The organism is Microbulbifer sp. TB1203, from assembly GCF_030997045.1.
Taxonomy (GTDB): Bacteria; Pseudomonadota; Gammaproteobacteria; order Pseudomonadales; family Cellvibrionaceae; genus Microbulbifer.
The window spans coordinates 2704229-2725995 of record NZ_CP116899.1; the positions used below are offsets into that span (position 1 = coordinate 2704229).

Sequence of the window (21767 nt, forward strand, 5' to 3'; positions counted from 1 at the left end):
TGAATGCAGCGTTTTTATCCACAAAACCCGCCGCACTGCAACATATATGACCTCAGATCACAAACATATACCTTTTTTATGATAACTCTGGACGAGTATTCAAGGTATAACTGAATTTAGCAAATAAAGTGTCATTTTGACCTGTGCTGACAGATGTATCTGCAGCCGTGATACCGACATAAAAAATATAATTCGGAGGTTAGTAAATAATGATAACGCTCAATGCAGGTAGGAGCGCTGAAGCCATCCACACCTCTCATGGTGATAGATCTGTCGACAAGTCAGAAAAAGCAGGATGGTCTTCTCGAACAGCATTTATCTTCGCATCGATAGGCTTCGCAGTCGGCCTCGGTAATATCTGGCGTTTTCCCTATATGGTGGGTGAAAACGGCGGTTCAGCATTTGTGCTGGTGTATCTCCTGTGCGTGTTCATTATCGGGATGCCGATACTGATAGCCGAACTGACTATTGGGCGGATTGGCAGGGGCTCCTGTACGGGTGCCATGCTCCAAACCGCACTACAGGAGAACAGGTCCCCGCGCTGGAAAGGCGTAGGCTACATCAACATGCTGGCCGCCTTCCTGGTAACCCTGATCTACAGCGGCATAGTCGGCTGGGTGCTCTACTATCTCTACAAATCAGTCTCCGTAGGATTTGGCTCCTTTGATGCGGCCATGTCATCTGCGACATACCAGGCGATGCTGCAGGACAATGCGGTCATGATTTTCTGGTGCTGGGCCGGCCTGGCAATTACAGCGGGTATCGCCTTTCTCGGCCTGAAAGCCGGGGTTGAGCGCGCAGTATCTGTAATGATCCCGCTGCTTATAGTCGTAATGGTGCTACTGGCCGGTTACGGAATGCTTTCCGAAGGCTTTGCGCCTGCTGTCAGCTACCTGTTCGAACCGGATTTCAGCAAAATAAATGGATCGGTCTTTCTGGCCGCCATCGGCCAGGCCTTTTTCTCCATCGGCGTCGGTCTCGCGGCAATGATGACCTATGGCAGTTACCTGCCCAAGAGCTTTAATATTCCCGCAGGCGCGGGGATTATCATTGCTGCAGACACAATTATCGCTCTCCTGGCGGGAGTGGTTATTTTCCCACTGGTATTTACCTTCGGCCTGAACCCCGCCAGTGGTCCCGGGTTGATTTTTGAAACCCTTCCCGTTGCCTTCTCGCAAATGCCAATCGGGCGCCTATTCAGCATTCTGTTCTTCTTCTCACTGTCGTGCGCGGCCATTACCACAATGATCGGCTTTGTGGAATCGCTTATTTCTTTCCTGATGGATGAGAGGAATATTTCCCGTCGCCGGGCAGCGATCATTGTTTTTTCCGCAATAGCCCTGCTAAGCATGCTGTCTATTTTTTCATACAATATTTTCTCTCACTTCAAGGTTTTCGGACGGGATTTCAATGCCATTATCGACACGCTTGTCAATAACATTTTACTGCCACTTGGCGGCCTTTTAATTGTAGTCTTTTCAGCCTGGTTCATATCGCGCCGGACCTTGCTGGATCAAATCAAGCTTGGACCCGTTGGTTTTCGGTTGTGGCTTTTTGCGGCGCGCTTTGTAGCACCGATAGCAATAATTATGATCGCCGCCTTCAGTTTAACTGAGTAATCCGTATGACGAATGACCAATCTTTCAAAAATATAACAACAATAAATATTGCGATGATTCCCAAAAAAACCAAAGGTATAGAAAAGGAGGATTGTTCAGCAAAATAATAACAACAAGACCAATAGGCACCCGAACCGCGCGACAGCTCAACGATTGCAGGCTTCGATATTACGGAATTATAGGTTTCTTTGAATCCCGAGGGAGAAATCAAAAAGCAAAGCCGCATCGCAACTCCGCTTGAAACTGAGAGCGCACTCACAAGCATACGATCACGCATATTATCTGGAGAGCAACGTAATGAAATATGTAAAATTTCCGATGTTATTGACCTCCGTGCCCATCTGGGCATTTGCTGCGGCCTACACCAATGCGCAAACAACAGAGAACAACCTGACCGATAGCGGCCAGACCACCATCGAAGAAATCGCAGTGGTGGGAAGCCGCCGCGACGGCCGCTCCGTCCTCGACGCGCCCGTACCGGTGGACGTCATCGGTGACGCCGAGATGAAGTCCCAGGGCAGCAGCGATATGCTGGACGTGCTCACCAACGTGGTGCCGTCTTACAACGTCAGCCGCGAACCCATCAGCGACGCCGGCACCCTGGTGCGGCCGGCCAACCTGCGCGGTATGCCCGCTGACAACACCCTCGTGCTGGTGAACGGCAAGCGCCGCCACCGCGGGGCGGTGATCGGCGAATTCGTTGCCGGTGTCAACAAGGGCGCCCAGGGTGTGGATATCTCACCGCTGCCCGGCATCGCCATGAAACAGGTCGAAGTGCTGCGCGATGGCGCCGCCGCCCAGTACGGCTCGGACGCTATCGCCGGCGTACTCAACTTTGTGCTGGCAGACGACCCGGAAGCGCGACAGATTCAGGTTCGGAGCGGACAGTATTTCGAGGGCGATGGCGCAATCAACGAAATCTCCGGCCTGTTCGGCACCTTCCTGGGCCAAGACGGCTTCGCCACCCTCGCCTTTGAGATCAAGGACACCGAGGCCACCAGCCGCGGTATTCAGGACCCCGGCGCCCAGGCGTTGGTGGATGCGGGCAATACCAGTGTTCCCGATCCGGTGGTCATCTGGGGTACTCCGGAGATTACCGACGACTACAAGATCTTCGTCAACTCCGCCATGGAGGTCGGGAACAGCAGTGAGGTCTACGCCTTCGGAAACTTCGCCAGCCGCGATACCGACGGCAGCTTCTTCTACCGCCATCCCCACGGCAGGACCGGCGTTTTCAACGACGGCGACGGCAACCTGCTGGTGGCCGACCTGACTCCGGACGACGGCGAGAGTTGCCCGACTATTTCCCTGAGCGGCGTGGACAATGTGCTCAACGACCCGGTCTACCAGGACCAGGTGGCCAACAACGCGAACTGCTTTGCCTTCAACGAGATATTCCCCGGCGGGTTTACCCCACGTTTCGGCGGAACGGTGACAGACTCCAGTTTCGTGACCGGTATCAGAGGCGAATGGTCGAACGGCATGACCTATGACTTCAGCGCCTCCGCCGGCCGCAGCGAACTCGAGTACAACATCTACAACTCAATCAATGCGTCCTACGGCCCCAATAGCCCCACCACCTTCGACCTCGGCAGCCAGATCCAATTCGAGCGCATGGCCAACGCCGATTTCAGCTACCCGGTAGCTGTCAGCGGCCTGGCGTCGGACCTCAATGTGGCCTTTGGTCTCCAATACCACAAGGAGCAATTCGAAATCATCGCCGGCCAAACCGAGTCCTACGCCCCCGGCGGTTATGAGGACCAGGGTTTCTCCATCGGTTCCAATGGCTTTCAGGGTTTCTCCGAAGATGTCGCCGGCACCTTCAATCGCGACAGCTACGCCGGCTACTTGGATCTCGAAGCTGACATTACCGATAACTTCCTGCTGTCCGGCGCCATGCGCTTCGAAGAGTTCGACGATTTCGGCAGCACCTTTGATGGCAAGCTCGCCGCCCGCCTGGACCTGACCGACTGGATGAGCCTGCGCGGGGCGGTCAGCACCGGCTTCAAGGCGCCCACGGTCGGCCAGAGCAGTTTGCGCCGCGCTTCGACCAGCTTTGAAGACGGCCAACTCATCGAAGCACTGGTAGTACCCCCCACCAATGCGGTGGCGCAGTTCAAGGGCGGCGAGCAGCTGCAACCGGAGGAATCCACCAGCTTGACCATCGGCACGGTGATTTCCGCCGGCTTCATGGACCTCACCATCGACTACTTCAATATCAAGGTGGATGACCGCATCGCACTGACCGATGCCAGTATCACGGATGATGACCGCGCCGCATTGCTCGCCATGGGGAACGCCGAAGCCCAAACCATCAGTCAGATTCAGTTCTTTGTAAACGACTTCGATACCGAGACACAGGGCGTGGACATTGTCGCCTCGGCACCGTTTGAATCGAGCGCGGGCTTCACGGACTTCACCCTGGCTTACAACTGGACCGATACCAAGGTTGTCAACCGAGGCCAGACCGTCAGCGAGGCGCGCGCCGAGGAACTGGAAGACTTCCTGCCGGAGCATCGGGCCACGTTTACCATCAACCACAGTATCGGTATGTGGAATGCGATGGTGCGTACCAACTACTACGGTGAAACCACGGAGTTGTTGTTCAACGATTCGACGCTGCCCGTGAAGACCGGCTCCATTGTATTGGTGGACGCCGAGGTCAGCGCACAGCTCAACGATACCTTCCAGGTCGGTATCGGTGCCAAAAACCTGTTTGACACCTATCCCGACAAGCACGAGTACGGCGATCAGCCCGGCTTTCTCGGCGCCATCTACCCGCTGAATTCTCCCGCGGGCTTGAACGGCGGCTTCTACTACGTGCGCCTGGACGCGCAATTCTAACCAACCTCTGGGATTGACAGAGTGCCGGATGGCGCTCTGTCAATCCGCCCCAGCCCAAATCCGGACTTTCCACCGTAAAGCCCATTTGGCTGTAACACATCTGATACAAACACATATCCTTGTATGCGCAGCCCATAGTTACTAATAAGGCGAAAGGGAAGGATACTCCTCTCCCGGGACCGGATGAGGCAGGGATGCCGATTACGAGCGTACAGGGATGTATTTAAGGGGGGGCGCCCAGCCCGTGTCCCGGGAGAGGGGTATCCTTTCCCTCCAACCCGGTAGTATCGATCAGAAAAATTGCAGATACCTCAAGGGAATGAGGCCTAGTGAAAAAGAATTCCCCACTACGATCAATTAGTATTCTCTGGAGAAATATCGCAAGCTTTGACTTCCTTTTCCAACCAATCATAAATTCTACTCAGCGCTGTCAAATAGCCTGTGTCTCTAGACCAAACCAGATAATAGGCACCCTCACTTTCAACACAGGTTTTGAAGGGGCACACTAAAGTGCCATTTGCAAGATAATCCGACAACAGGATTTCCGGGATCAACGCCAGCCCCATGCCACATTGTGCGGCCTTAATAGCGATTTCGAACCGGTCGATCATCATGCCTGTCAAATAATCAAATCCCACATCCTGGGACCTGAGCCAGCGCTCCCATGCGTCCGGCCTGATAGTAAGGTGTATGAGGGGAACATCCAAAACAGTTTCCGGGTTTCCTAACGGGTGTTTTTTTAGAAACTCCGCCGAGCATACCGGTATCAATTTTTCCCTCATCAAAAACCTGGTTTCGGCATTATTCCAGCGATCGCTGCCAAAATGTATGGCAACGTCGATGTTTTCCTTATGGAAGTCAAAGGGCTCTGTGTAGGTAGTTAAATTAATCTTTATATCCGGGTTTTTCTCAAGAAATCCAGATAGCCTGGGTACCAGCCAGCTTCCTCCCAAGGAAGGCAAAATCGCCAAATTAAGTGTATTTCTTTCCGGACTGGCTCTTAGGTTTATGGATGCGTTAGCTATCAAGAGGAGCGCTTCCCGAATGGCTTTCGCATACCGCTCTCCCGCATCAGTAATGCGGACGGTTTTCCGGTCGCGGACAAATAATTCATGTTCCAATTGGGATTCAAGACATTTGATCTGTCTGCTTACGGCACTTTGACTCAAGCAGAGCTCTTCCGCGGCGGCAGAAAAACTGCCCCTCCTGGCGGCAGCCTCAAATATGCTGAGCATACTGAGAGAGGGCAGAAGTCGTTTGGGTGCAAGCATGTATGGGTCCCGCAGTGGCCTATCAGTAGATATGCGATTATTTATAATATAATCATTGTGCAACTGTTCATATTATAATCACATGAGATTAGATTAAGGAAAAGCAATCTCATCAAATGACCGATATTTATGATTGGTCACAACTTGCAAAAGTAGTGCATCCTTTTACTTTACGTCGTCAAATGATTGCAGTCGTGAACAATTTCACTGATTTATTCACACCGCCAGCTCCCATAAAGCCATCGGCTCTTAACCTTTGCGCTGGTTCGCTGCGCCATTCTCTGAGCCGGCTCACTCCGAGGGTATTGCAATGATCGAACTCGAAATCAACGCCGAAAACTACGACCTTACCGACGATCTGAAAAAACACATCGAAGAGAAGTTCGGTGGACTGGACGAGTATTTGAACACCCTCGAGCGAGCGCGTATTGCCGTGTCCTGGGAGGGGGGCGAGAACGAACAGAGCAGGGTCAGCACCCAGGTATGGGGCCCCGGACACCAGTTCGATGCGTCCGACATCGACTGGCAGGCAATAACGGCAATTGACAAGGCCCACCACAAACTGCTGAAGCAGATACGCCGCGAGCACAGCAGGGAAATCTCCGAACGCAATCGCCGGTAAGGCCGGTCGTCCCACTGGCATAGAAGTCAGCGAAGGCCAAAGCCTAAGGGATCACTTCAAGTGGAGCCCGCACAGGTAACATGGCTACTTTCTGCAACCTCACCACCTGTGAACAGAAAACAAAAAGGGCCGCCTGACGGCAGCCCTTTGCGAATATGGTGGGTCGTGCTGGACTCGAACCAGCGACCAATTGGTTAAAAGCCAACTGCTCTACCAACTGAGCTAACGACCCTTTGATCCCTCGACGTGAGGAGCTGCGTATCTTACGGATCTATTTCGAAAAAACAATACCTGGCGACAAAAAAATCTAAAGAATTTAATGGCTTAGACCCGAGCTGATGCTGCGGGCCAAGCCGGTATTTTTCAGCCGGCGTAGACCGTGGGGTCCGTCAGCCCCGCCTCCGCAAAACCGGCGGCGCGCAGGCGGCAGCTGTCGCAGCGGCCGCAGGCGGCGCCGTCTGCCCGCGCCTGGTAGCAGGACACCGTCAGACTGTAGTCCACGCCCAGTTCGGTACCCCGGCGCACGATATCCGCCTTGCTCATCTGCATCAGCGGCGCGCGTATGCGCAGCTTGTGGCCCTCAACACCGGCGCGGGTAGCCAGGTTGGCCATACGCTCGAAGGCCTCGATGTACTCCGGGCGGCAGTCCGGATAGCCGGAATAGTCCACCGCGTTGACCCCCACAAAGATATCCTGCGCCCCCAGCACTTCCGCCCACCCCAGGGCGATGGAAAGGAACACGGTGTTGCGCGCAGGCACATAGGTCACCGGAATGCCGCCGGTCTCCTCTTCCGGTACGTCGATGCTGTCGTCAGTCAGCGCCGAACCGCCAATGGAGCGCAGATCCAGCGCGACCACCTTGTGTTCGCGAGCCTCCAGATCGGCGGCGACCCGCTGGGCCGCCAGCAATTCGGCGCTGTGGCGCTGGCCGTAATCGAAACCCAGGGCATAGCATTCATAACCCTCGGCTTTGGCCATGGCCAGTATAGTGGCGGAGTCGAGGCCGCCGGACAGCAGGATTACGGCTTTTTTTGCGGTCATAACTTTCTCGCTGATCAATACTCGAGAAGCGGGCCTGCGGCCCGCAGGCCGAGCTGGAGCTCGGCGCTCCCAGGCTACACCCCCGGGATGTCTCCCCACAGCAGTTTGTGCAGCTGTAACTGCATCCGAACCGGCAGGCCGTCCTCCAGAATCCACTCCGCCAGCTGCCGCGGCTGCAGCTGTTCATAGCTGGGGGAGAAAAGCACCTCTCCGACCCGCTCGGGCAGGCGATACTGATCCAGGGTGAACTTGGCCCAGTCGTAGTCGGCGCGGTCGCAGATCACAAACTTGATCTGGTCGCGGCCGGTCAGCACGGCGAGATTCTCCACGCGGTTGCGGTGCTGTTCGCCGGAAGCCGGGGTCTTCAAATCCACCACCCGCGAGACCCGCGAATCCACCTGCTCCACCGGCATGGCACCACTGGTCTCCAGGGAAACCTCGTAGCCGGCATCGCACAGGGCTTTCAGCAGGGGCAGGCAATTGGGCTGGGCCAGCGGCTCGCCGCCGGTCACGCACACATGGCGCGCCGGGTGGCTCTCTACCCTTTGCAATATTTCCGCCAGGGTCATCCGCTCGCCGCCGTAGAAGGCGTATTCCGAATCGCAGTAACTGCAGCGCAACGGACAACCGGTCAGGCGGACGAATACTGTGGGCAGGCCGGACTCCCGAGCCTCTCCCTGCAGGGAGTAGAAGATCTCGCTGATACGCAGTGACTCCGTGCGCTCTGATTCCGCACGAGAGCACAATGACTCCGCGCGAAAGCGCAATGACTCATTGTCCAGATCGGTCATATTCACCCAGCCATAAACAACAAAGCCCGGGCGACGAATGCCGTCCGGGCGCGGGATCATAGTTTTTTTCTGGCCAAAAAACCAGCGGCGACAGGGTTGGGGTAACTACCACACTGATCGCGGCCAGCGGCCGCTCCTACAGGGAGCGGGGCCTACCGGGGCCCCGAGTATCAGAAGTTCTCTTCCAGATACTTCTTGGCCAGACCGGCGGCGCGGGCATCGCTGCCTGCCACCTGCTGCAGCAGTTCCTTGGCGCGACTGTTATCGCCCAATTGGTGGTAGACAGTACCCAGTTTATAGCGCCCATCCCATACCTTGTTGGAGCTGGGATAGCTGTCCAGCAGGGCCACGAACCATTGGCGCGCCTCTTCCAGGTCTCCCTGGACCAGGGCGATTTCCCCCAGCCAGTAATTGGCATTGGGGGCGTAGCGCCCCTCGGGGTAATCCTGCAGCAGGCGCTTGAACTCCGTACGGGCGCCATCGTAGTTGCCATCGCGGGCCAGACCGAAGCTGGCCTGGTAGCGGTCGCGCTCATCCTCACTGGCTTCCGGCGCGGCGGTGGCCGTAGCCGCGGTTGCGTCACCGTTGCTATCTTCCGGTGCGTCGCTGCCCGCCTCCGGAGCCTTCTCTGAGGGCTCCGTTCCGGCCAGCCGCGCAATGCGCCGGTCCAGGTCCATGTAGTCATCGGTGCGCTGCTGGCGCAGACGCTTGACCTCGTGCCTCAGTTCCTCCACCGCGCCGCGGAGCTCCTGGACTTCCTGCTGCAGCACCTGCATCCGGTAGTAGGCGTCAGCTTGGGGATTCGTCTGCGCGCGCGGGCGCTGGGCAGAAACCGGCGCGGCGCGCGCTGTCTGGTCGTCCCGATAAACAGGCGCCGATCTCTGCGAACTGTCGCTGGACAGGTCGACGATCGGCGCCTGGGAGAATACGGGCGATGCCGCAGCCAGGGCGGCTGCGGCAATCGCGATACGTCTAATGGTAAAAGCCATTGGCATCCATTTGAACGATTAGTTGATCACAACGCGACGGTTCATCGCGCGGGAACTCTCGCTGGAACCGGTCTGCGCCGGACGCTCTTCACCGTAGCTGATCACTTCCAGGGTGGAGGGATCGACACCCTGCAGTACCAGGAAGTCGCGCACGGCGTTGGCGCGGCGCTCACCCAGAGCCAGGTTGTACTCACGAGTACCCAGTTCGTCGGCGTGACCTTCCAGGCGAACAGTGCTGCCGGTGTTGCCGCGCATACGGTCGGCGTGCTGAATCAGCAGCTCCCGGGTAGACGGCTTCAGCAGGGACTGGTCAAAGTCGAAGTAGACGACGTTGTCCAGGGGCACCGCAGTTTCAGTCGGAGTAGGTTCCTCCACCACCGGCGGCGGGGTCGTATCTACCACTTCTTCCCGGGTATCTTCAGTTTCGGTGCTGGTACAACCCGCCATTACCGCCAGAACGCAGGCCAGACCCAGGCCAGTTTTTACTGATTTCAACATAAGCAACTCCGCTTTTAGTGTTATCGAAAAATTCCGTAAGACTTTATATTGTCTGATTTCCACGCCTGCCAAAAGCGCCGCCGTTCAGTGGCGTTCAACAGGCACCCCTTACCAATCTAAAGAAAGTCAATCGAAGTAAGGCGACCACGCCGGTTCGCGAACATCTCCGCTCTGGGACGGGAGGCTGTACTTAACCCCGGCATCCAGCGACACCGCCGCCAGGATACCCTTGTCCCCCCGCTTTGTGGCGTACATCAGCATAGCGCCGTTGGGCGCGATGCTGGGGGATTCGTCCAGGCGCGTCTCGGTGAGAACACGCATTCTGCCGGTATTGATATCCATTGTCGCAATGGTGAATACACCTCTGTTGCGATGGACCATTACCAGCGTTTTCCCATCCGGAGATACCCGCGGCCTTGCGTTGTAGTCGCCGTCGAAGGTTAAGCGGTCTACTTGACCGGTGGCAAGAGTCAATTGGTAAATTTGTGGCTTACCTCCCCTATCCGAGGTGAAAACCAGGGATTTTCCATCCGGCATCCAGTTCGGCTCGGTGTCGATGGAGAAGTGTCGCGTCATGCGGGTGAACTTGCCGCTGTTCAAATCCAGCACATAGATCTCCGGATTGCCGTCCTTGGAGAGCACCATGGCCAGCTTGGTTCCATCCGGCGACCAGGTGGGCGAGCTGTTGAGGCCCTTGAAGTTGGTCAGCTGCTGACGGGCCCCGGTGCGCAGGTTCTCGCGGAAGATCGCCGGCCGGCCGGTCTCGAAGGACACATAGGCCACCTCCTGGCCGTCCGGCGACCACATGGGCGACATCACCGGGGCACTGAAGCGGCGGATCTCCCGGGTGCGGGCGCCGTCGATATCCGACTGCATCAGCGCGTAGCTGGGCTGGCCGCCGCGGGTGTCCTGTTGCACATAGACCATCTGTGTGGAGAAGGCGCCGCGGATGCCGGTGATCGCCTCGAAGATCTCGTCCGCCGCGCGGTGGGCGATATCCCGCAGTTGGCGACTGCCGCCGCTCACCTGCTTGGTGAACATCTTCTGCTGACCAAAGATATTCACCAGGTCGAAGGTCAGCAGGTAACCGGCCGCCTGGGGTTCTATGCGGCCGGCCACCACGTATTCGGTACCCAGAACCCGCCAGTCACGGAAGGACACCTCGTCCGCGGACTTGGGAAAGGACAGCATGTCCTCTTTCGGCACCGGCGCGAACAGGCCGCTGCGGCGCAGGTCCGCGGCGACGATGTCGGAGACATCCTCCGGCAGCACGCCGGTACCGGACCAACTGAACGGGGAAACGGCGATCGGCGTGGGGTCGTCGATACCGCTGGTGATATCCACCACCAACTGGGCACGGGCGCCCATGCTGAGCGATGCGGCGACCACGGCGACGAGAACCGGGAGTAGCGTAGCGAGTTTTTTAATCATTGGCGCAGATCTTCGACTCTAAAGTTCAACAGGGTTGTACGCACTTCGCGTTCGAAAAGCGCGGGCTCCACACGGGCCAGTTCGGCCACCTCGGGAAACACCTCCACCTTGCGGATGGCGGTGAGCACCGAGCGGTCCAGTGCCGCATTGCCGCTGCCTTCCACGATGTTGGCCGCCACCACGCGGCCGGTGGGCACAAAGTTTATTTGTACCACGGTGAGCATACCATTGCGCGCACTGGGCGGGCGGCTCCACACGGATTCGATGCGCGCCTGGATGGCCTGGGCCACGGACATGACCGCCTGGGTGTCCTCGGTGGCTTCCAGCAGCTCCTCCTCTTCCTCCAGCGCCTCGTCAAAGGCGCTCTGGCGTTCGCGCTCGAGTTGCTCCTTGCGCTCTTTCTCACGGCGGGCTTTTTCTTCCGCCTCCTTCTTCTTGCGCTCCTGCTCCGCTTTCTTCTTCTCCGCTTCTTTCTTCTTTCTTTCGGTTTCCGCGCGGCGCTTTTTCTCCGCTTCAGCCTGCCGCCGGCGCTCCAGTTCGCGCTGGCGGCGCTTCTGCTCCAGATCCACCTTGGGCGGTGTCTTCTTCTTGGTGACCTTGGGCTCGATGGTCACCAGCTTGGCCTGCACGAACTGGGGCATGGGCTTGCGTTCGGGCTTGCTGGTCGCCTCCCAACCATAGGTGACCACGGCGATCAGCGTCCCGTGCAACAGGAGGCTGATCACAATCGCCAGCGAATAGGAGCCTCGCATATCCCGGCTTACTCCTGCGGCGGCTCGGTGACCAGGCCGACACTGGGCGCACCAGCCTGCTGCAATTGGGTCATGGTGCCGACAATCAGGCCGTATTTGGCGTCGGTGTCGCCCCACACCAGCACCGGAGTCTTGGGCTTCTGGCGCAATACCTTGGCTACGGTATCGCGGATCTCCGCCAGCGGTTTGGCCTCTTTTTCATCTTTGCCCAGATTCAGGTAATAGGTGCCATCGGCGCGCACCGAGACGATCAAAGGCTCGTCGTCGGTGTCCTCGATCGGCGCCGACGGGGCGTCGGGCAGATCCACCTTGACCCCCTGCATCAGCAGCGGCGCGGTCACCATAAACACCACCAGCAGCACCAGCATTACGTCGATATAGGGAACGACGTTGATCTCGGAGACCAGTTTTTTCCTGGGTGCCTTGCGAGCAACACTCATAGATGCATCCCGTCTAGCTGGAGTGCACTTTGCGGTGCAGGATGGAGGAGAACTCCTCGGCGAAGGTCTCGTAACTGGACAGCAGCCACTCCGCTTTGGCGGCGTAGCGGTTGTAGGCCAGCACTGCGGGGATCGCCGCGAACAGGCCCATGGCGGTGGCCACCAGGGCCTCACTGATGCCGGGCGCCACCGTGGCGATAGTGGCCTGGTGCATGGTGGCCAGGCCCCGGAAAGAATTCATGATGCCCCATACGGTACCGAACAGGCCGATATAGGGGCTCACCGAGCCCACGCTGGCGAGGAACGGCAGATTCATCTCCAGGCGTTCCTGTTCCCGGGACATCGCCACGCGCATGGCCCGCTCGGAGCCTTCCATCACCGCCTCCGGGCTGCTGCGGCCCTGCTGGCGCAGGCGGGTGAACTCAGTAAAGCCGGCGCGGAAGATCGACTCCAGGCCGTGCATCCGCCCCTTCTCCGCGCGGGCGTTGCCCTCGCGGAACAGCTGGTTGAGGTCCGCTCCGGACCAGAAACGCCGCTCGAAGCCGGACAAGGCGCTCTTGGCGCGGGACAGGTAGAGACCGCGCTGCACGATCATGACCCAGGAGACCACCGAGGCCAGCAGCAATAGCAACATCACCAGCTGCACCAGCGGACTGGCGGTTAGTATCAGTCCCCACAGGGAAAGTTGTTCACCGGCGTTCATCTTTTAACTAGCTGCCTTTAATGCTGAATAAATGGTTTCGGGTAATGCGCAGGGTTTGCGGTTGTCATCGGCCACGCAGGCGACTTTGACCACACCGGCGCAAATAATTTCATTCCCGCGGTAAATTTCTTGCTCGAAGGTCACCGCGGCACGCCCCAGTTTGCCAATCGAGGCGGTGGCCCGCAACGCGTCGTCCAGCTGTGCTGAACGGCGGTACTGGATCTCCGCCGAGTGCACCACCAGCAACAGGCCCTGTTGCGGCATTGCGGGCTTATCATAGCCGAGCGAGCGCATGAATTCTGTGCGCGCGCGCTCCATATACTTCAAATAATTCACGTAGTAGACGATTCCACCCGCGTCTGTGTCTTCTATATAGACGCGGATGGGGATGCTGAATGGCTCTTTCACCCCTGCTCCCTAACTGTTCTGAAATCCCGATCGCGGCCATGGGCCGCTCCCGGCCGGACCGCTCCTACAGGGCATTTATCCTTGTGGGAGAGGCCGCTGGCCGCGATCGATCCGTCCGGCTACCCCGCCCTATCCGGCTTCGGCACGCCGAAATGCTCGTAGGCCAATGCGGTGACCACCCGCCCCCGCGGAGTACGGGTGATATAGCCCTGCTGGATCAGGAAGGGCTCCAGCACATCCTCGATGGTGTCCCGCTCCTCGCTGATCGCCGCCGCCAGGCTGTCCACTCCCACCGGGCCGCCGTCGAACTTCTCGATCATCGCCAGCAGCATGCGCCGGTCCAGGTGATCGAAGCCGCGCGCATCCACGTTGAGCATGTTCAACGCCAGGTCCGCGATCTCCACACCGACGCTGCCGTCACCTTTCACCTCCGCGTAGTCGCGCACCCGGCGGAGCAGACGGTTGGCAATCCGCGGCGTTCCGCGGGAGCGGCGCGCCACTTCCAGCGCCCCGCCCTCGTCCATCTCGACACCCATCAATCGAGCGGAGCGGCGCACGATGCTGGTGAGATCGTCCACGCTGTAGAACTCCAGTCGCTGCACAATGCCGAAGCGGTCGCGCAGTGGCGAGGTGAGCAAACCCGCGCGGGTGGTGGCCCCCACCAGGGTGAAAGGTGGCAGGTCCAGCTTGATCGAGCGCGCCGCCGGGCCCTCGCCGATCATGATGTCCAACTGGTAGTCCTCCATCGCCGGGTAGAGCACCTCCTCCACATGGGGGCTGAGGCGGTGGATCTCGTCGATAAACAGCACATCCCCCGGCTCCAGGTTGGTCATCAGCGCGGCCAGGTCGCCGGCTTTCTCCAGTACCGGGCCGGAGGTGGTCTTGATGGCCACGCCCATCTCCGCGGCGATGATGTTCGCCAGGGTGGTCTTGCCCAATCCCGGCGGACCGAATACCAGGGTGTGGTCCAGAGCCTCGCTGCGCAGTTTGGCGGCTTGGATAAAGATCTCCATCTGCTCGCGCACCACCGGCTGGCCCACGTAGTCGGCCAGGGATTTTGGGCGCACGGCGCGGTCGTGCTGGTCCTCTTGGCCAGTGGGGCCTATGGGTTCGGGGGCGATCAGGCGGTCGGCTTCGATCACAGGGGGCTCCCCGAACGCGGAATGCAGAACGAACGCGGAATGCAGAACGAATGCGGAATGCAGAACGAATGCGGAATGATGAATGCGGAATGCGGAATACGCGCCGGGCCGCAGTGCCGGGTTTGAGTGCTGTGCCCGCGATCACACATTGTTGCCGCCGTCGGTTTTGATCGCGGCCATGGGCCGCTCCTACAGGGATAATTCATTTCGCATTTCGCATTCATCATTTCGCATTCCGCATTCCTAAGCCGGCGCCATACTTTTGAGGGCCAGGCGGATCAGGGTGGCGCTGTCGGCGTCCGGCTGCTCCTTGCAGGCCCTGGCCACCATTTTTGTGGCCTCGGTGGGCTTGTACCCCAGTGCCGCCAGGGCGCTCTCCGCCTCGCCGGCACAATCGATTTTCGGCGTACTGGCGGCCATCAGCGGGATATCGTTGGCATCGCCGACCTGGGGCGCCAGCTTGTCGCGCAGTTCGATCACCAGCCGCTCCGCGGTTTTCCGGCCCACCCCTGGCACCTTGACCAGCGCGCCGATATTGTCCTCCGCCACGCAACGCGCCAGGGCGTTGCCGTCGAGGCCGGAGAGAATCGCCAGCGCCATCTTCGGGCCCACACCGTTGACCTTGATCAGGGTGCGGAACAGCTGGCGATCCCCTTCGCGGATAAAGCCGTACAGCTGCTGCGCGGTTTCCGATACCGCCAGGTGGGTGTGCAGCTGCACCGCCTGCCCCAGGGGCGGCAGTTCGAAAATCGTGGTCATGGGCGCGAGCACTTCGTAGCCCACTCCCTGCACGTCCACCAGCAACTGCGGCGGCTGCACTGCGGCGAGGGTGCCGCTCAGTCTTCCGATCATGGATTGTCACTTCCTTAAGAAATCGTCAGGCGGCCGCGGCGAAAGCGCCCGCGGGCCCCGCCGGCGGCCTGAACCAGGGTCTGCGTGGTGTGCATATGGCAGAGGGCCACCGCCAGGGCGTCGGCGGCATCCTCCTGCGGCGAGGCCGGCAACTGCAGCAAGGTCTTCACCATATGCTGTACCTGCAGCTTGTCCGCCGCGCCGCTGCCCACGATCGCCTGCTTCACCTTGCGCGCCTCGTACTCCGCCACCGGCAGGTCCGCGCAGGTGGCGGCCACGATCGCCGCGCCGCGGGCCTGGCCCAGTTTGAGGGCGGAGCCGGCGCTCTTGGACATAAACACGTTTTCGATGGCCATCTGCGTCGGCGCGTACTGCTGCACTATCTGGCTCACGGCGTCGAAGATCAGCTTGAGCCGCTCCGGCAGCGGGCCATCCGGCAGGCGGATCACGCCACTGGCCACGTAGCAACCGCGGCCGCGCTGGATGTCGATCAGGCCGTAGCCGGTTTTGCGCGAGCCGGGGTCTATGCCCAGAATTCGGGTCAAGCGGCTCTCCAGTTGGTATCTGTATGTTTATATAGTGGCGGGAGTTTCCCAAGGTGGGGGGAAAGCGTCAAGGGAGTCGGTGGTCGGTCAGGATTGGAGGGGCGAACCTTGTGTTCGCCCAAGCGGGCCTGCGGCCCGCAAGCCGAGCTGGAGCTCGGCGCGCCCAGGTTATCCCAACTCCTCCATCACCTCGGCAGGGATATCGGCATTGGTATAGACGTTCTGCACATCGTCCAGGTCTTCCAGCATGTCCACCAGGGCCATTACCTTCTCCGCACCGTCCTTGTCCATCGGCACGGTGGTGGAGGGAATCATGGCGATCTCGGCGTTGTCCGGCTTGAAACCCGCCTCTGTCAGCGCGTCCTTCACCGGCATATAGTCCTGGAATTCGGTGGTGACTTCGATGCTGCCGTCTTCGTTGGTCTCGATATCCTCGGCGCCGGCCTCCAGCGCAGCCTCCATCAGAGCGTCCTCATCGACGCCCGGCTCGTAGTACATCTGGCCCTTGCGCGAGAAAAGGTAGGCCACGGAGCCGTCGGTGCCCAGGTTGCCGCCGCGCTTGGAAAACGCGTGGCGCACTTCCGCCACTGTGCGGTTGCGATTGTCGGTCAGGCACTCCACCAGGACGGCGACGCCGCCGACACCGTAACCTTCGTAGGTCACCGCCTCGTAGTTGTCACCCTCGGCATTGCCGGCACCCCGGGCGATGGCCTTGTCGATGGTGTCGCGCTTCATATTGTTACTGAGCGCCTTGTCGATGGTGGCGCGCAGGGTGGGATTGTCTTCCGGGTTGCCGCCGGCCTTTGCGGCCACGGTCAGCTCGCGAATGATCTTGGTGAAAATCTTACCGCGCTTGGCGTCCTGGGCCGCTTTGCGGTGTTTGATGTTGGCCCATTTGCTGTGTCCCGCCATCTATCTCTCCGGTATTGCTCCGTTGTGGCTCAATGTATTTTTGTCGTCACCCCGGCGCCGGAATGACGACAGTGCAGTTAACCGACCTGCTCTTCCTTCGGGCGCAGGCGGATATTCAGCTCGCGCAGCTGCTTGGCTTCCACCGTGCCCGGGGCGTCGGTCATCACGTCGGCCGCGCTCTGGGTTTTGGGGAAGGCGATGACGTCGCGAATGGAGTCGCTTCCGGTCATCAGCATCACCAGTCGGTCGAGACCAAATGCCAGGCCGCCGTGGGGCGGTGCACCGTATTTGAGGGCGTCGAGCAGGAAACCGAACTTCTCACGCTGCTCCTTTTCGTCGATACCCAGGGTGCGGAACACCGCCTGCTGCATGGACTGGTCGTGGATACGGATGGAGCCGCCGCCCAGCTCGGTGCCGTTGAGCACCATGTCGTAAGCTCGGGACAGTGCGTCCAGCGGTGCCTTTTCCAGCTCCTCCGGGGTGCAGGAGGGCGCGGTGAAGGGATGGTGCAGGGAAGTGAGGCTGCCGCCGTCCTCTTCCTCGAACATGGGGAAGTCCACCACCCACAGGGGCGCCCACTCTCGGGTGTACAGGTCCAGGTCTTCACCCAGTTTGCAGCGCAGCGCGCCCAGGGCCTCGGAGACCACCTTGCGGCTGTCGGCGCCGAAGAAAATCAGGTCGCCGTTCTCCGCCTCGAGCCGCTCGAGGATCGCGGCACGCACACTCTCGGGCAGGAACTTGACGATGGGCGACTGCAGGCCGTTCTCCAGGTCCGACTTGTCGTTGACCTTGATATAAGCCAGGCCCTTGGCACCGTAGATGCCGACGAACTTGCCGTAGTCGTCGATCTGCTTGCGGGTGAGTTTGTCGTTGCCGCCGGGCACCTTCAGGGCGGCCACACGGCCCTTGGGATCGTTGGCCGGGCCGGAGAACACCTTGAACTCCACCTCGGTCATCAGGTCCTTGATCTCCACCAGTTCCAGCGGGATGCGCAGGTCCGGCTTGTCGGAGCCGTATTTGAGGATTGCCTCCCAGTGAGACATGCGCGGGAACTCGCCCAGGTCCACATCTTTCAATTCTTTGAACAGACTGCGGATCATGCCCTCGGTGATGGACATGATTTCGCCCTCGCCGAGGAAGGCGGTCTCGATATCGATCTGGGTGAATTCCGGCTGGCGGTCCGCGCGCAGGTCCTCGTCGCGGAAGCACTTGGCGATCTGGTAGTAGCGGTCGAATCCGGACACCATCAACAGCTGCTTGAACAGCTGCGGCGACTGCGGCAGGGCGAAGAACTTGCCCTCGTGGGTGCGGCTGGGCACCAGGTAGTCCCGCGCGCCCTCGGGGGTGGCGCGGGTCAGGATCGGGGTTTCGATATCCAGGAAACCCTCGCCGTCCAGGTAGTTGCGCACGGCGGTGGTGAGCTTGGAGCGAAAGCGCAGATTGCGCTGCATCTCATTGCGGCGCAGGTCCAGGTAGCGGTATTTGAGGCGCACGTCCTCGCCCACCGCGGTGTGCTCGTCCAACTGGAACGGCGGGGTCTCCGCGCTGTTGAGGATTTCCAGCGCGGTGCCATAGATCTCCACTTCGCCGGTATTCATATTCGGGTTTACCGTCTCCGGCGAGCGCGCGCGCACGTGGCCGGTCACCTTGAGCACGTACTCGCTGCGTACCCGGTCCGCCTGCTCGAAGTGGGCGCCCGCATCCGGGTCGAACACCACCTGCACTATGCCGTCGCGGTCGCGCAGGTCGATAAAGATCACCCCGCCGTGGTCGCGGCGGCGGTCCACCCAGCCACACAGGGTTACTTCGCGGTCTATATCCGCGGAACGAAGGGCGCCACAGTAGTCGGTGCGCATGGAGTCAAATTCCCGTAGTCGATTATTGGATTGTCAATTTAGCCCGGGGCTGGTCAACTGGCCCCGGCGGCGGGTTTGTCCGCCTTTGCCCCGCTCTTTGCCCCACCCTCCTTGGGCTTGGCCGCATCTCCGGCCAGGTTCTTCTTCTTTCCACCGGTCTTGAAGTCGGTTTCGTACCAGCCGCCGCCCTTGAGGCGGAAGCCGGCCGCTGAGATCTTCTTGCGCAGGGTGGCCCCGTTGCAGGCGGGGCAGTCCGTCAGAGGGGCGTCACTCATGCGCTGCAGGGCCTCCATCTGGTGGCCGCAGGCGCTGCACTGGTATTCGTAGATCGGCATTGCTGGGTACCTGAAATACAAGGGGGCGCAGATTATACATGAGCGCCCCGGGGGGAAGAAGCTGTGCCCGCAGGCGCCTCCCCGGGGGCCAGGGGGCCGAACCGGGGGACAAAAACGTGAAAAAAGCACTGTTTTTCCCGTATTTTCCCGTGCGCGCAAAAAAAAACCATATATACTTCCCGGCAGTACCCCGCTGTACGAACACATTTTCACTGGAAAAACACCATAGAAGGAAGCTACTCATGGCCGCCAAGAAAAAAGCAGCTAAGAAAGCCCCCGCGAAGAAAACCGCAGCGAAAAAGGCACCCGCCAAGAAGGCCGCTCCGGCCAAGAAAGTCTCTGCGGTAAAGGAGAAGTACACCAAAACCCAGATCCTCAACCAGATCGCCGAGAACACCGAGCTGACCCGCAAGCAGGTCCAGTCCGTCCTGGACGAGCTGACCAACGTGATCGAGGCCCACGTGAAGAAGCGCGCGGTAGGCGAGTTCGCCCTGCCCGGCCTGCTGAAAATCACCACCGTGAAGAAGCCGGCCAAGAAGGCCCGCAAGGGTATCAACCCCTTCACCGGCGAGGAGACCATGTTCAAGGCCAAGCCCGCCAGCATCCAGGTGAAGGTGCGGCCGCTGAAGAAGCTGAAGGAAATGGCCGAGTCCTGATGCCGTCAAAACCCCGCTCCAGCGGGGTTTTTTGTAGGGGCGCCCCCTGTGTTCGCCCCTGTCGACGCCCCGCCCTCGGCGAACACAAGGTTCGCCCCTACCAAGCTCCCCCCTCCCCGGCGTAAAATGGCCAGCCCGAAAAGCAATACAAACTGAATCATCTTATGCGCGCATCCCTCTACCTGATCGCCACCCAGAAAGAAACTCCCAACGACGCCGTGGTCATCAGCCACCAGTTGATGCTGCGCGCCGGTATGATCCGCCGCCTGTCCTCCGGTCTCTACACCTGGCTGCCCACCGGTCTGCGGGTGCTGCGCAAGGTGGAGCGCATCGTGCGCGAGGAGATGGACCGCGCCGGCGCGCTGGAGGTGGTGATGCCGGTGGTGCAGCCGGCGGAGCTGTGGGAGGAGTCCGGCCGCTGGCAGCAGTACGGCCCGGAACTGCTGCGCATCAAGGACCGCCACGACAATCCCTTCTGCCTGGGCCCGACCCACGAGGAAGTGATCACCGACGTGGTCCGCAACGAGATCAACAGCTACAAGCAGCTGCCGGTCAACTTCTACCAGGTGCAGACCAAGTTCCGCGACGAGATACGCCCGCGCTTCGGCGTGATGCGTGCGCGCGAGTTCACCATGAAGGATGCCTACTCCTTCCACCTGAACGTCGACTCCCTGCAGGAGACCTACGACGTGATGCACGCTGCCTACTGCCGCATCTTCGACCGCATCGGCCTCGACTACCGCCCGGTACTCGCGGACACCGGCTCCATCGGTGGCTCCCACTCCCACGAATTCCACGTGCTGGCCGAGAGCGGCGAGGACGATATCGCTTTCTCCACCGAGAGCCGCTACGCCGCCAATGTGGAACTGGCGGAGGCTACCGCGCCCTCAGGCGAGCGCCCGACGGGGACCAGCACCATGGAAGAGGTGCACACCCCGGGGCAGAAGACCATCGCCGCGGTGAGCGAATTCCTGCAGTCGGACCCGGCGCACTCGGTCAAGACGCTGATAGTACTGGGCGAATGCGAAGAGGGTGAAACCGCTCCACTGGTAGCCCTGATCCTCAGGGGCGATCACGCGCTGAACGAACTGAAAGCGGAAAAACTGCCGGGCATCGCCAGCCCGCTGCAGTTTGCCCCGGAGGCGCGCATCGCCGGGGAACTCGGCTGCGGCGTCGGCTCCCTGGGTCCGGTGGGATTGAAGATCGAAACCATCGTCGACCGCTCCGCCGCGCATCTGGCGGACTTCATCTGCGGCGCCAACAGAGACGACTATCACTACACCGGGGTCAACTGGGGCCGCGACGTGGAGCTCGGCCGCATCGAAGACCTGCGCAATGTTGTCGCCGGCGATCCCAGCCCGGATGGCCGGGGCCAGCTCGAGATCAAGCGCGGCATCGAGGTGGGCCACATCTTCCAGCTCGGCGACAAATACAGCCGCGCGATGAACGCCACGGTGCTGGACGAGAACGGCAAGGAGCAAGTGCTGGTCATGGGCTGCTACGGCATCGGCGTATCCCGTATCGTGGCCGCCGCCATCGAGCAGAACCACGACGACGCCGGCATCATCTGGCCCGACGCCATCGCCCCCTTCCAACTGGCGATAGTGCCGATCAATATGCACAAGAGCGATCTGGTCAGGGAAAAGTGCGAACATCTGTACGAGTCCCTGCGCGATAAAGGTGTCGACGTGCTGCTGATGGATGAACCCAAGGCGCGCCTCGGCGCCATGCTCGCCGACGTGGAACTGCTGGGTATTCCGCACCGCATCGTCATCGGCGACCGCGGCCTGGAGAAGGGCGTGGTGGAGTACAAGGGCCGCCGCGACGCCGAGAGCCAGGAGTTTGCGGAATCGCAGTTGGAGGAAGTACTGCTGAAGCTGATAGGACACTAAGTCCCGCTCAATCGTCATCCCGGGCTTGGCCCGGGATCCAGTGCGAAGGTGCGAAAGAAGTATTGTGCCCAGACTCTGGATACCGGCCTGCGCCGGTATGACGATTGTCCCGGGACCGACCGGCAATCCGCAGTTGCCGCTGCCCATCCTTTCCGCCTTTCCGTAAAA

Annotated in this window: 21 protein-coding genes and 1 tRNA gene; 5 read left to right on the forward strand and 17 right to left on the reverse strand. The window is 60.0% G+C overall.

Annotated features, from left to right (window positions below):
- The first annotated feature begins 209 nt into the window (after nucleotides 1-209).
- Both PP263_RS11285 and PP263_RS11290 read left to right on the forward strand, forming a co-directional pair.
- On the forward strand, nucleotides 210-1619 hold the full coding sequence (locus tag PP263_RS11285; protein WP_308363599.1) for a sodium-dependent transporter: 1410 nt from the start codon (nucleotides 210-212) through the stop codon (nucleotides 1617-1619).
- Between the two features lie 297 nt (nucleotides 1620-1916).
- Entirely contained in the window at nucleotides 1917-4463 is a 2547-nt protein-coding gene (locus PP263_RS11290; protein ID WP_308363601.1) for a TonB-dependent receptor domain-containing protein, read from the forward strand.
- A gap of 353 nt (nucleotides 4464-4816) precedes the next feature.
- On the opposite strand, the gene PP263_RS11295 is transcribed toward PP263_RS11290, so the two are convergent.
- Nucleotides 4817-5734 (reverse strand): LysR substrate-binding domain-containing protein, encoded by a 918-nt coding sequence (locus PP263_RS11295; RefSeq protein WP_308363602.1) that lies wholly within the window; start codon nucleotides 5732-5734, stop codon nucleotides 4817-4819.
- 310 nt (nucleotides 5735-6044) lie between these two features.
- On the opposite strand from PP263_RS11295, the gene hpf reads away from it, so the two are divergent.
- On the forward strand, nucleotides 6045-6356 hold the full coding sequence (gene hpf / locus PP263_RS11300; protein WP_183462321.1) for a ribosome hibernation-promoting factor, HPF/YfiA family: 312 nt from the start codon (nucleotides 6045-6047) through the stop codon (nucleotides 6354-6356).
- A gap of 156 nt (nucleotides 6357-6512) precedes the next feature.
- On the opposite strand, the gene PP263_RS11305 is transcribed toward hpf, so the two are convergent.
- From PP263_RS11305 to PP263_RS11380, 16 genes are all read right to left on the reverse strand, one after another.
- Nucleotides 6513-6588, reverse strand: a tRNA-Lys gene (locus PP263_RS11305).
- A 131-nt stretch (nucleotides 6589-6719) separates the two neighbouring features.
- On the reverse strand, nucleotides 6720-7397 hold the full coding sequence (gene queC / locus PP263_RS11310; protein ID WP_183462324.1) for a 7-cyano-7-deazaguanine synthase QueC: 678 nt from the start codon (nucleotides 7395-7397) through the stop codon (nucleotides 6720-6722).
- 74 nt (nucleotides 7398-7471) lie between these two features.
- Entirely contained in the window at nucleotides 7472-8248 is a 777-nt protein-coding gene (queE, locus tag PP263_RS11315; protein WP_308363605.1) for a 7-carboxy-7-deazaguanine synthase QueE, read from the reverse strand.
- Nucleotides 8249-8358: 110 nt separating this feature from the next.
- On the reverse strand, nucleotides 8359-9177 hold the full coding sequence (gene ybgF, locus PP263_RS11320; protein ID WP_308363606.1) for a tol-pal system protein YbgF: 819 nt from the start codon (nucleotides 9175-9177) through the stop codon (nucleotides 8359-8361).
- An 18-nt stretch (nucleotides 9178-9195) separates the two neighbouring features.
- Nucleotides 9196-9675 carry a peptidoglycan-associated lipoprotein Pal gene (pal, locus tag PP263_RS11325; RefSeq protein WP_308363607.1) on the reverse strand — a complete coding sequence of 160 codons (480 nt, stop codon included), beginning with the start codon at nucleotides 9673-9675 and terminating at the stop codon, nucleotides 9196-9198.
- A 126-nt stretch (nucleotides 9676-9801) separates the two neighbouring features.
- Complete coding sequence (tolB, locus tag PP263_RS11330) at nucleotides 9802-11106, reverse strand: Tol-Pal system beta propeller repeat protein TolB (protein ID WP_308363608.1); 1305 nt, start codon at nucleotides 11104-11106, stop codon at nucleotides 9802-9804.
- On the reverse strand, nucleotides 11103-11858 hold the full coding sequence (gene tolA / locus PP263_RS11335; protein WP_308363609.1) for a cell envelope integrity protein TolA: 756 nt from the start codon (nucleotides 11856-11858) through the stop codon (nucleotides 11103-11105). Before tolA ends, tolB begins: the two co-directional genes overlap by 4 nt.
- 8 nt (nucleotides 11859-11866) lie before the next feature.
- Entirely contained in the window at nucleotides 11867-12298 is a 432-nt protein-coding gene (tolR, locus tag PP263_RS11340; protein ID WP_183462334.1) for a protein TolR, read from the reverse strand.
- Nucleotides 12299-12311: 13 nt separating this feature from the next.
- Nucleotides 12312-13001, reverse strand: a complete 690-nt coding sequence (gene tolQ / locus PP263_RS11345) for a protein TolQ (protein ID WP_308363610.1) — start codon at nucleotides 12999-13001, stop codon at nucleotides 12312-12314.
- 3 nt (nucleotides 13002-13004) lie between these two features.
- Nucleotides 13005-13409, reverse strand: coding sequence for a tol-pal system-associated acyl-CoA thioesterase (gene ybgC, locus PP263_RS11350; protein WP_183462338.1), 405 nt, complete (start codon nucleotides 13407-13409; stop codon nucleotides 13005-13007).
- Between the two features lie 119 nt (nucleotides 13410-13528).
- Nucleotides 13529-14551, reverse strand: a complete 1023-nt coding sequence (ruvB, locus tag PP263_RS11355) for a Holliday junction branch migration DNA helicase RuvB (protein WP_308363612.1) — start codon at nucleotides 14549-14551, stop codon at nucleotides 13529-13531.
- Nucleotides 14552-14794: 243 nt separating this feature from the next.
- A complete protein-coding gene (ruvA, locus tag PP263_RS11360; protein WP_308363613.1) occupies nucleotides 14795-15403 on the reverse strand; it encodes a Holliday junction branch migration protein RuvA in 609 nt (202 codons plus the stop codon).
- Between the two features lie 14 nt (nucleotides 15404-15417).
- Nucleotides 15418-15948: a crossover junction endodeoxyribonuclease RuvC gene (gene ruvC / locus PP263_RS11365; protein WP_308363614.1), complete on the reverse strand. Its 531-nt coding sequence runs from the start codon at nucleotides 15946-15948 to the stop codon at nucleotides 15418-15420.
- 168 nt (nucleotides 15949-16116) lie between these two features.
- Nucleotides 16117-16860, reverse strand: coding sequence for a YebC/PmpR family DNA-binding transcriptional regulator (locus tag PP263_RS11370; protein WP_308363615.1), 744 nt, complete (start codon nucleotides 16858-16860; stop codon nucleotides 16117-16119).
- Between the two features lie 77 nt (nucleotides 16861-16937).
- Nucleotides 16938-18716, reverse strand: a complete 1779-nt coding sequence (gene aspS / locus PP263_RS11375) for an aspartate--tRNA ligase (protein WP_308363616.1) — start codon at nucleotides 18714-18716, stop codon at nucleotides 16938-16940.
- A 53-nt stretch (nucleotides 18717-18769) separates the two neighbouring features.
- Nucleotides 18770-19051, reverse strand: a complete 282-nt coding sequence (locus PP263_RS11380) for a zinc ribbon domain-containing protein (protein WP_308363617.1) — start codon at nucleotides 19049-19051, stop codon at nucleotides 18770-18772.
- Nucleotides 19052-19293: 242 nt separating this feature from the next.
- On the opposite strand from PP263_RS11380, the gene PP263_RS11385 reads away from it, so the two are divergent.
- Nucleotides 19294-19707 (forward strand): HU family DNA-binding protein, encoded by a 414-nt coding sequence (locus PP263_RS11385; protein ID WP_308363618.1) that lies wholly within the window; start codon nucleotides 19294-19296, stop codon nucleotides 19705-19707.
- Between the two features lie 164 nt (nucleotides 19708-19871).
- Entirely contained in the window at nucleotides 19872-21599 is a 1728-nt protein-coding gene (locus PP263_RS11390) for a proline--tRNA ligase (RefSeq protein WP_308363619.1), read from the forward strand.
- The last annotated feature ends 168 nt before the right edge of the window (nucleotides 21600-21767 follow it).

Coding starts and splice junctions, on each gene's coding strand:
- ruvA (WP_308363613.1), bottom strand. CDS start 15,403: ATGATCGGAAGACTGAGCGGCACCCTCGCCGCAGTGCAGCCGCCGCAG.
- PP263_RS11370 (WP_308363615.1), bottom strand. CDS start 16,860: ATGGCGGGACACAGCAAATGGGCCAACATCAAACACCGCAAAGCGGCC.
- pal (WP_308363607.1), bottom strand. CDS start 9,675: ATGTTGAAATCAGTAAAAACTGGCCTGGGTCTGGCCTGCGTTCTGGCG.
- PP263_RS11390 (WP_308363619.1), top strand. CDS start 19,872: ATGCGCGCATCCCTCTACCTGATCGCCACCCAGAAAGAAACTCCCAAC.
- PP263_RS11385 (WP_308363618.1), top strand. CDS start 19,294: ATGGCCGCCAAGAAAAAAGCAGCTAAGAAAGCCCCCGCGAAGAAAACC.
- aspS (WP_308363616.1), bottom strand. CDS start 18,716: ATGCGCACCGACTACTGTGGCGCCCTTCGTTCCGCGGATATAGACCGC.
- hpf (WP_183462321.1), top strand. CDS start 6,045: ATGATCGAACTCGAAATCAACGCCGAAAACTACGACCTTACCGACGAT.
- tolR (WP_183462334.1), bottom strand. CDS start 12,298: ATGAGTGTTGCTCGCAAGGCACCCAGGAAAAAACTGGTCTCCGAGATC.
- PP263_RS11285 (WP_308363599.1), top strand. CDS start 210: ATGATAACGCTCAATGCAGGTAGGAGCGCTGAAGCCATCCACACCTCT.
- tolB (WP_308363608.1), bottom strand. CDS start 11,106: ATGATTAAAAAACTCGCTACGCTACTCCCGGTTCTCGTCGCCGTGGTC.
- queC (WP_183462324.1), bottom strand. CDS start 7,397: ATGACCGCAAAAAAAGCCGTAATCCTGCTGTCCGGCGGCCTCGACTCC.
- tolQ (WP_308363610.1), bottom strand. CDS start 13,001: ATGAACGCCGGTGAACAACTTTCCCTGTGGGGACTGATACTAACCGCC.
- tolA (WP_308363609.1), bottom strand. CDS start 11,858: ATGCGAGGCTCCTATTCGCTGGCGATTGTGATCAGCCTCCTGTTGCAC.
- ybgF (WP_308363606.1), bottom strand. CDS start 9,177: ATGGCTTTTACCATTAGACGTATCGCGATTGCCGCAGCCGCCCTGGCT.
- PP263_RS11380 (WP_308363617.1), bottom strand. CDS start 19,051: ATGCCGATCTACGAATACCAGTGCAGCGCCTGCGGCCACCAGATGGAG.
- PP263_RS11295 (WP_308363602.1), bottom strand. CDS start 5,734: ATGCTTGCACCCAAACGACTTCTGCCCTCTCTCAGTATGCTCAGCATA.
- queE (WP_308363605.1), bottom strand. CDS start 8,248: ATGATCCCGCGCCCGGACGGCATTCGTCGCCCGGGCTTTGTTGTTTAT.
- PP263_RS11290 (WP_308363601.1), top strand. CDS start 1,917: ATGAAATATGTAAAATTTCCGATGTTATTGACCTCCGTGCCCATCTGG.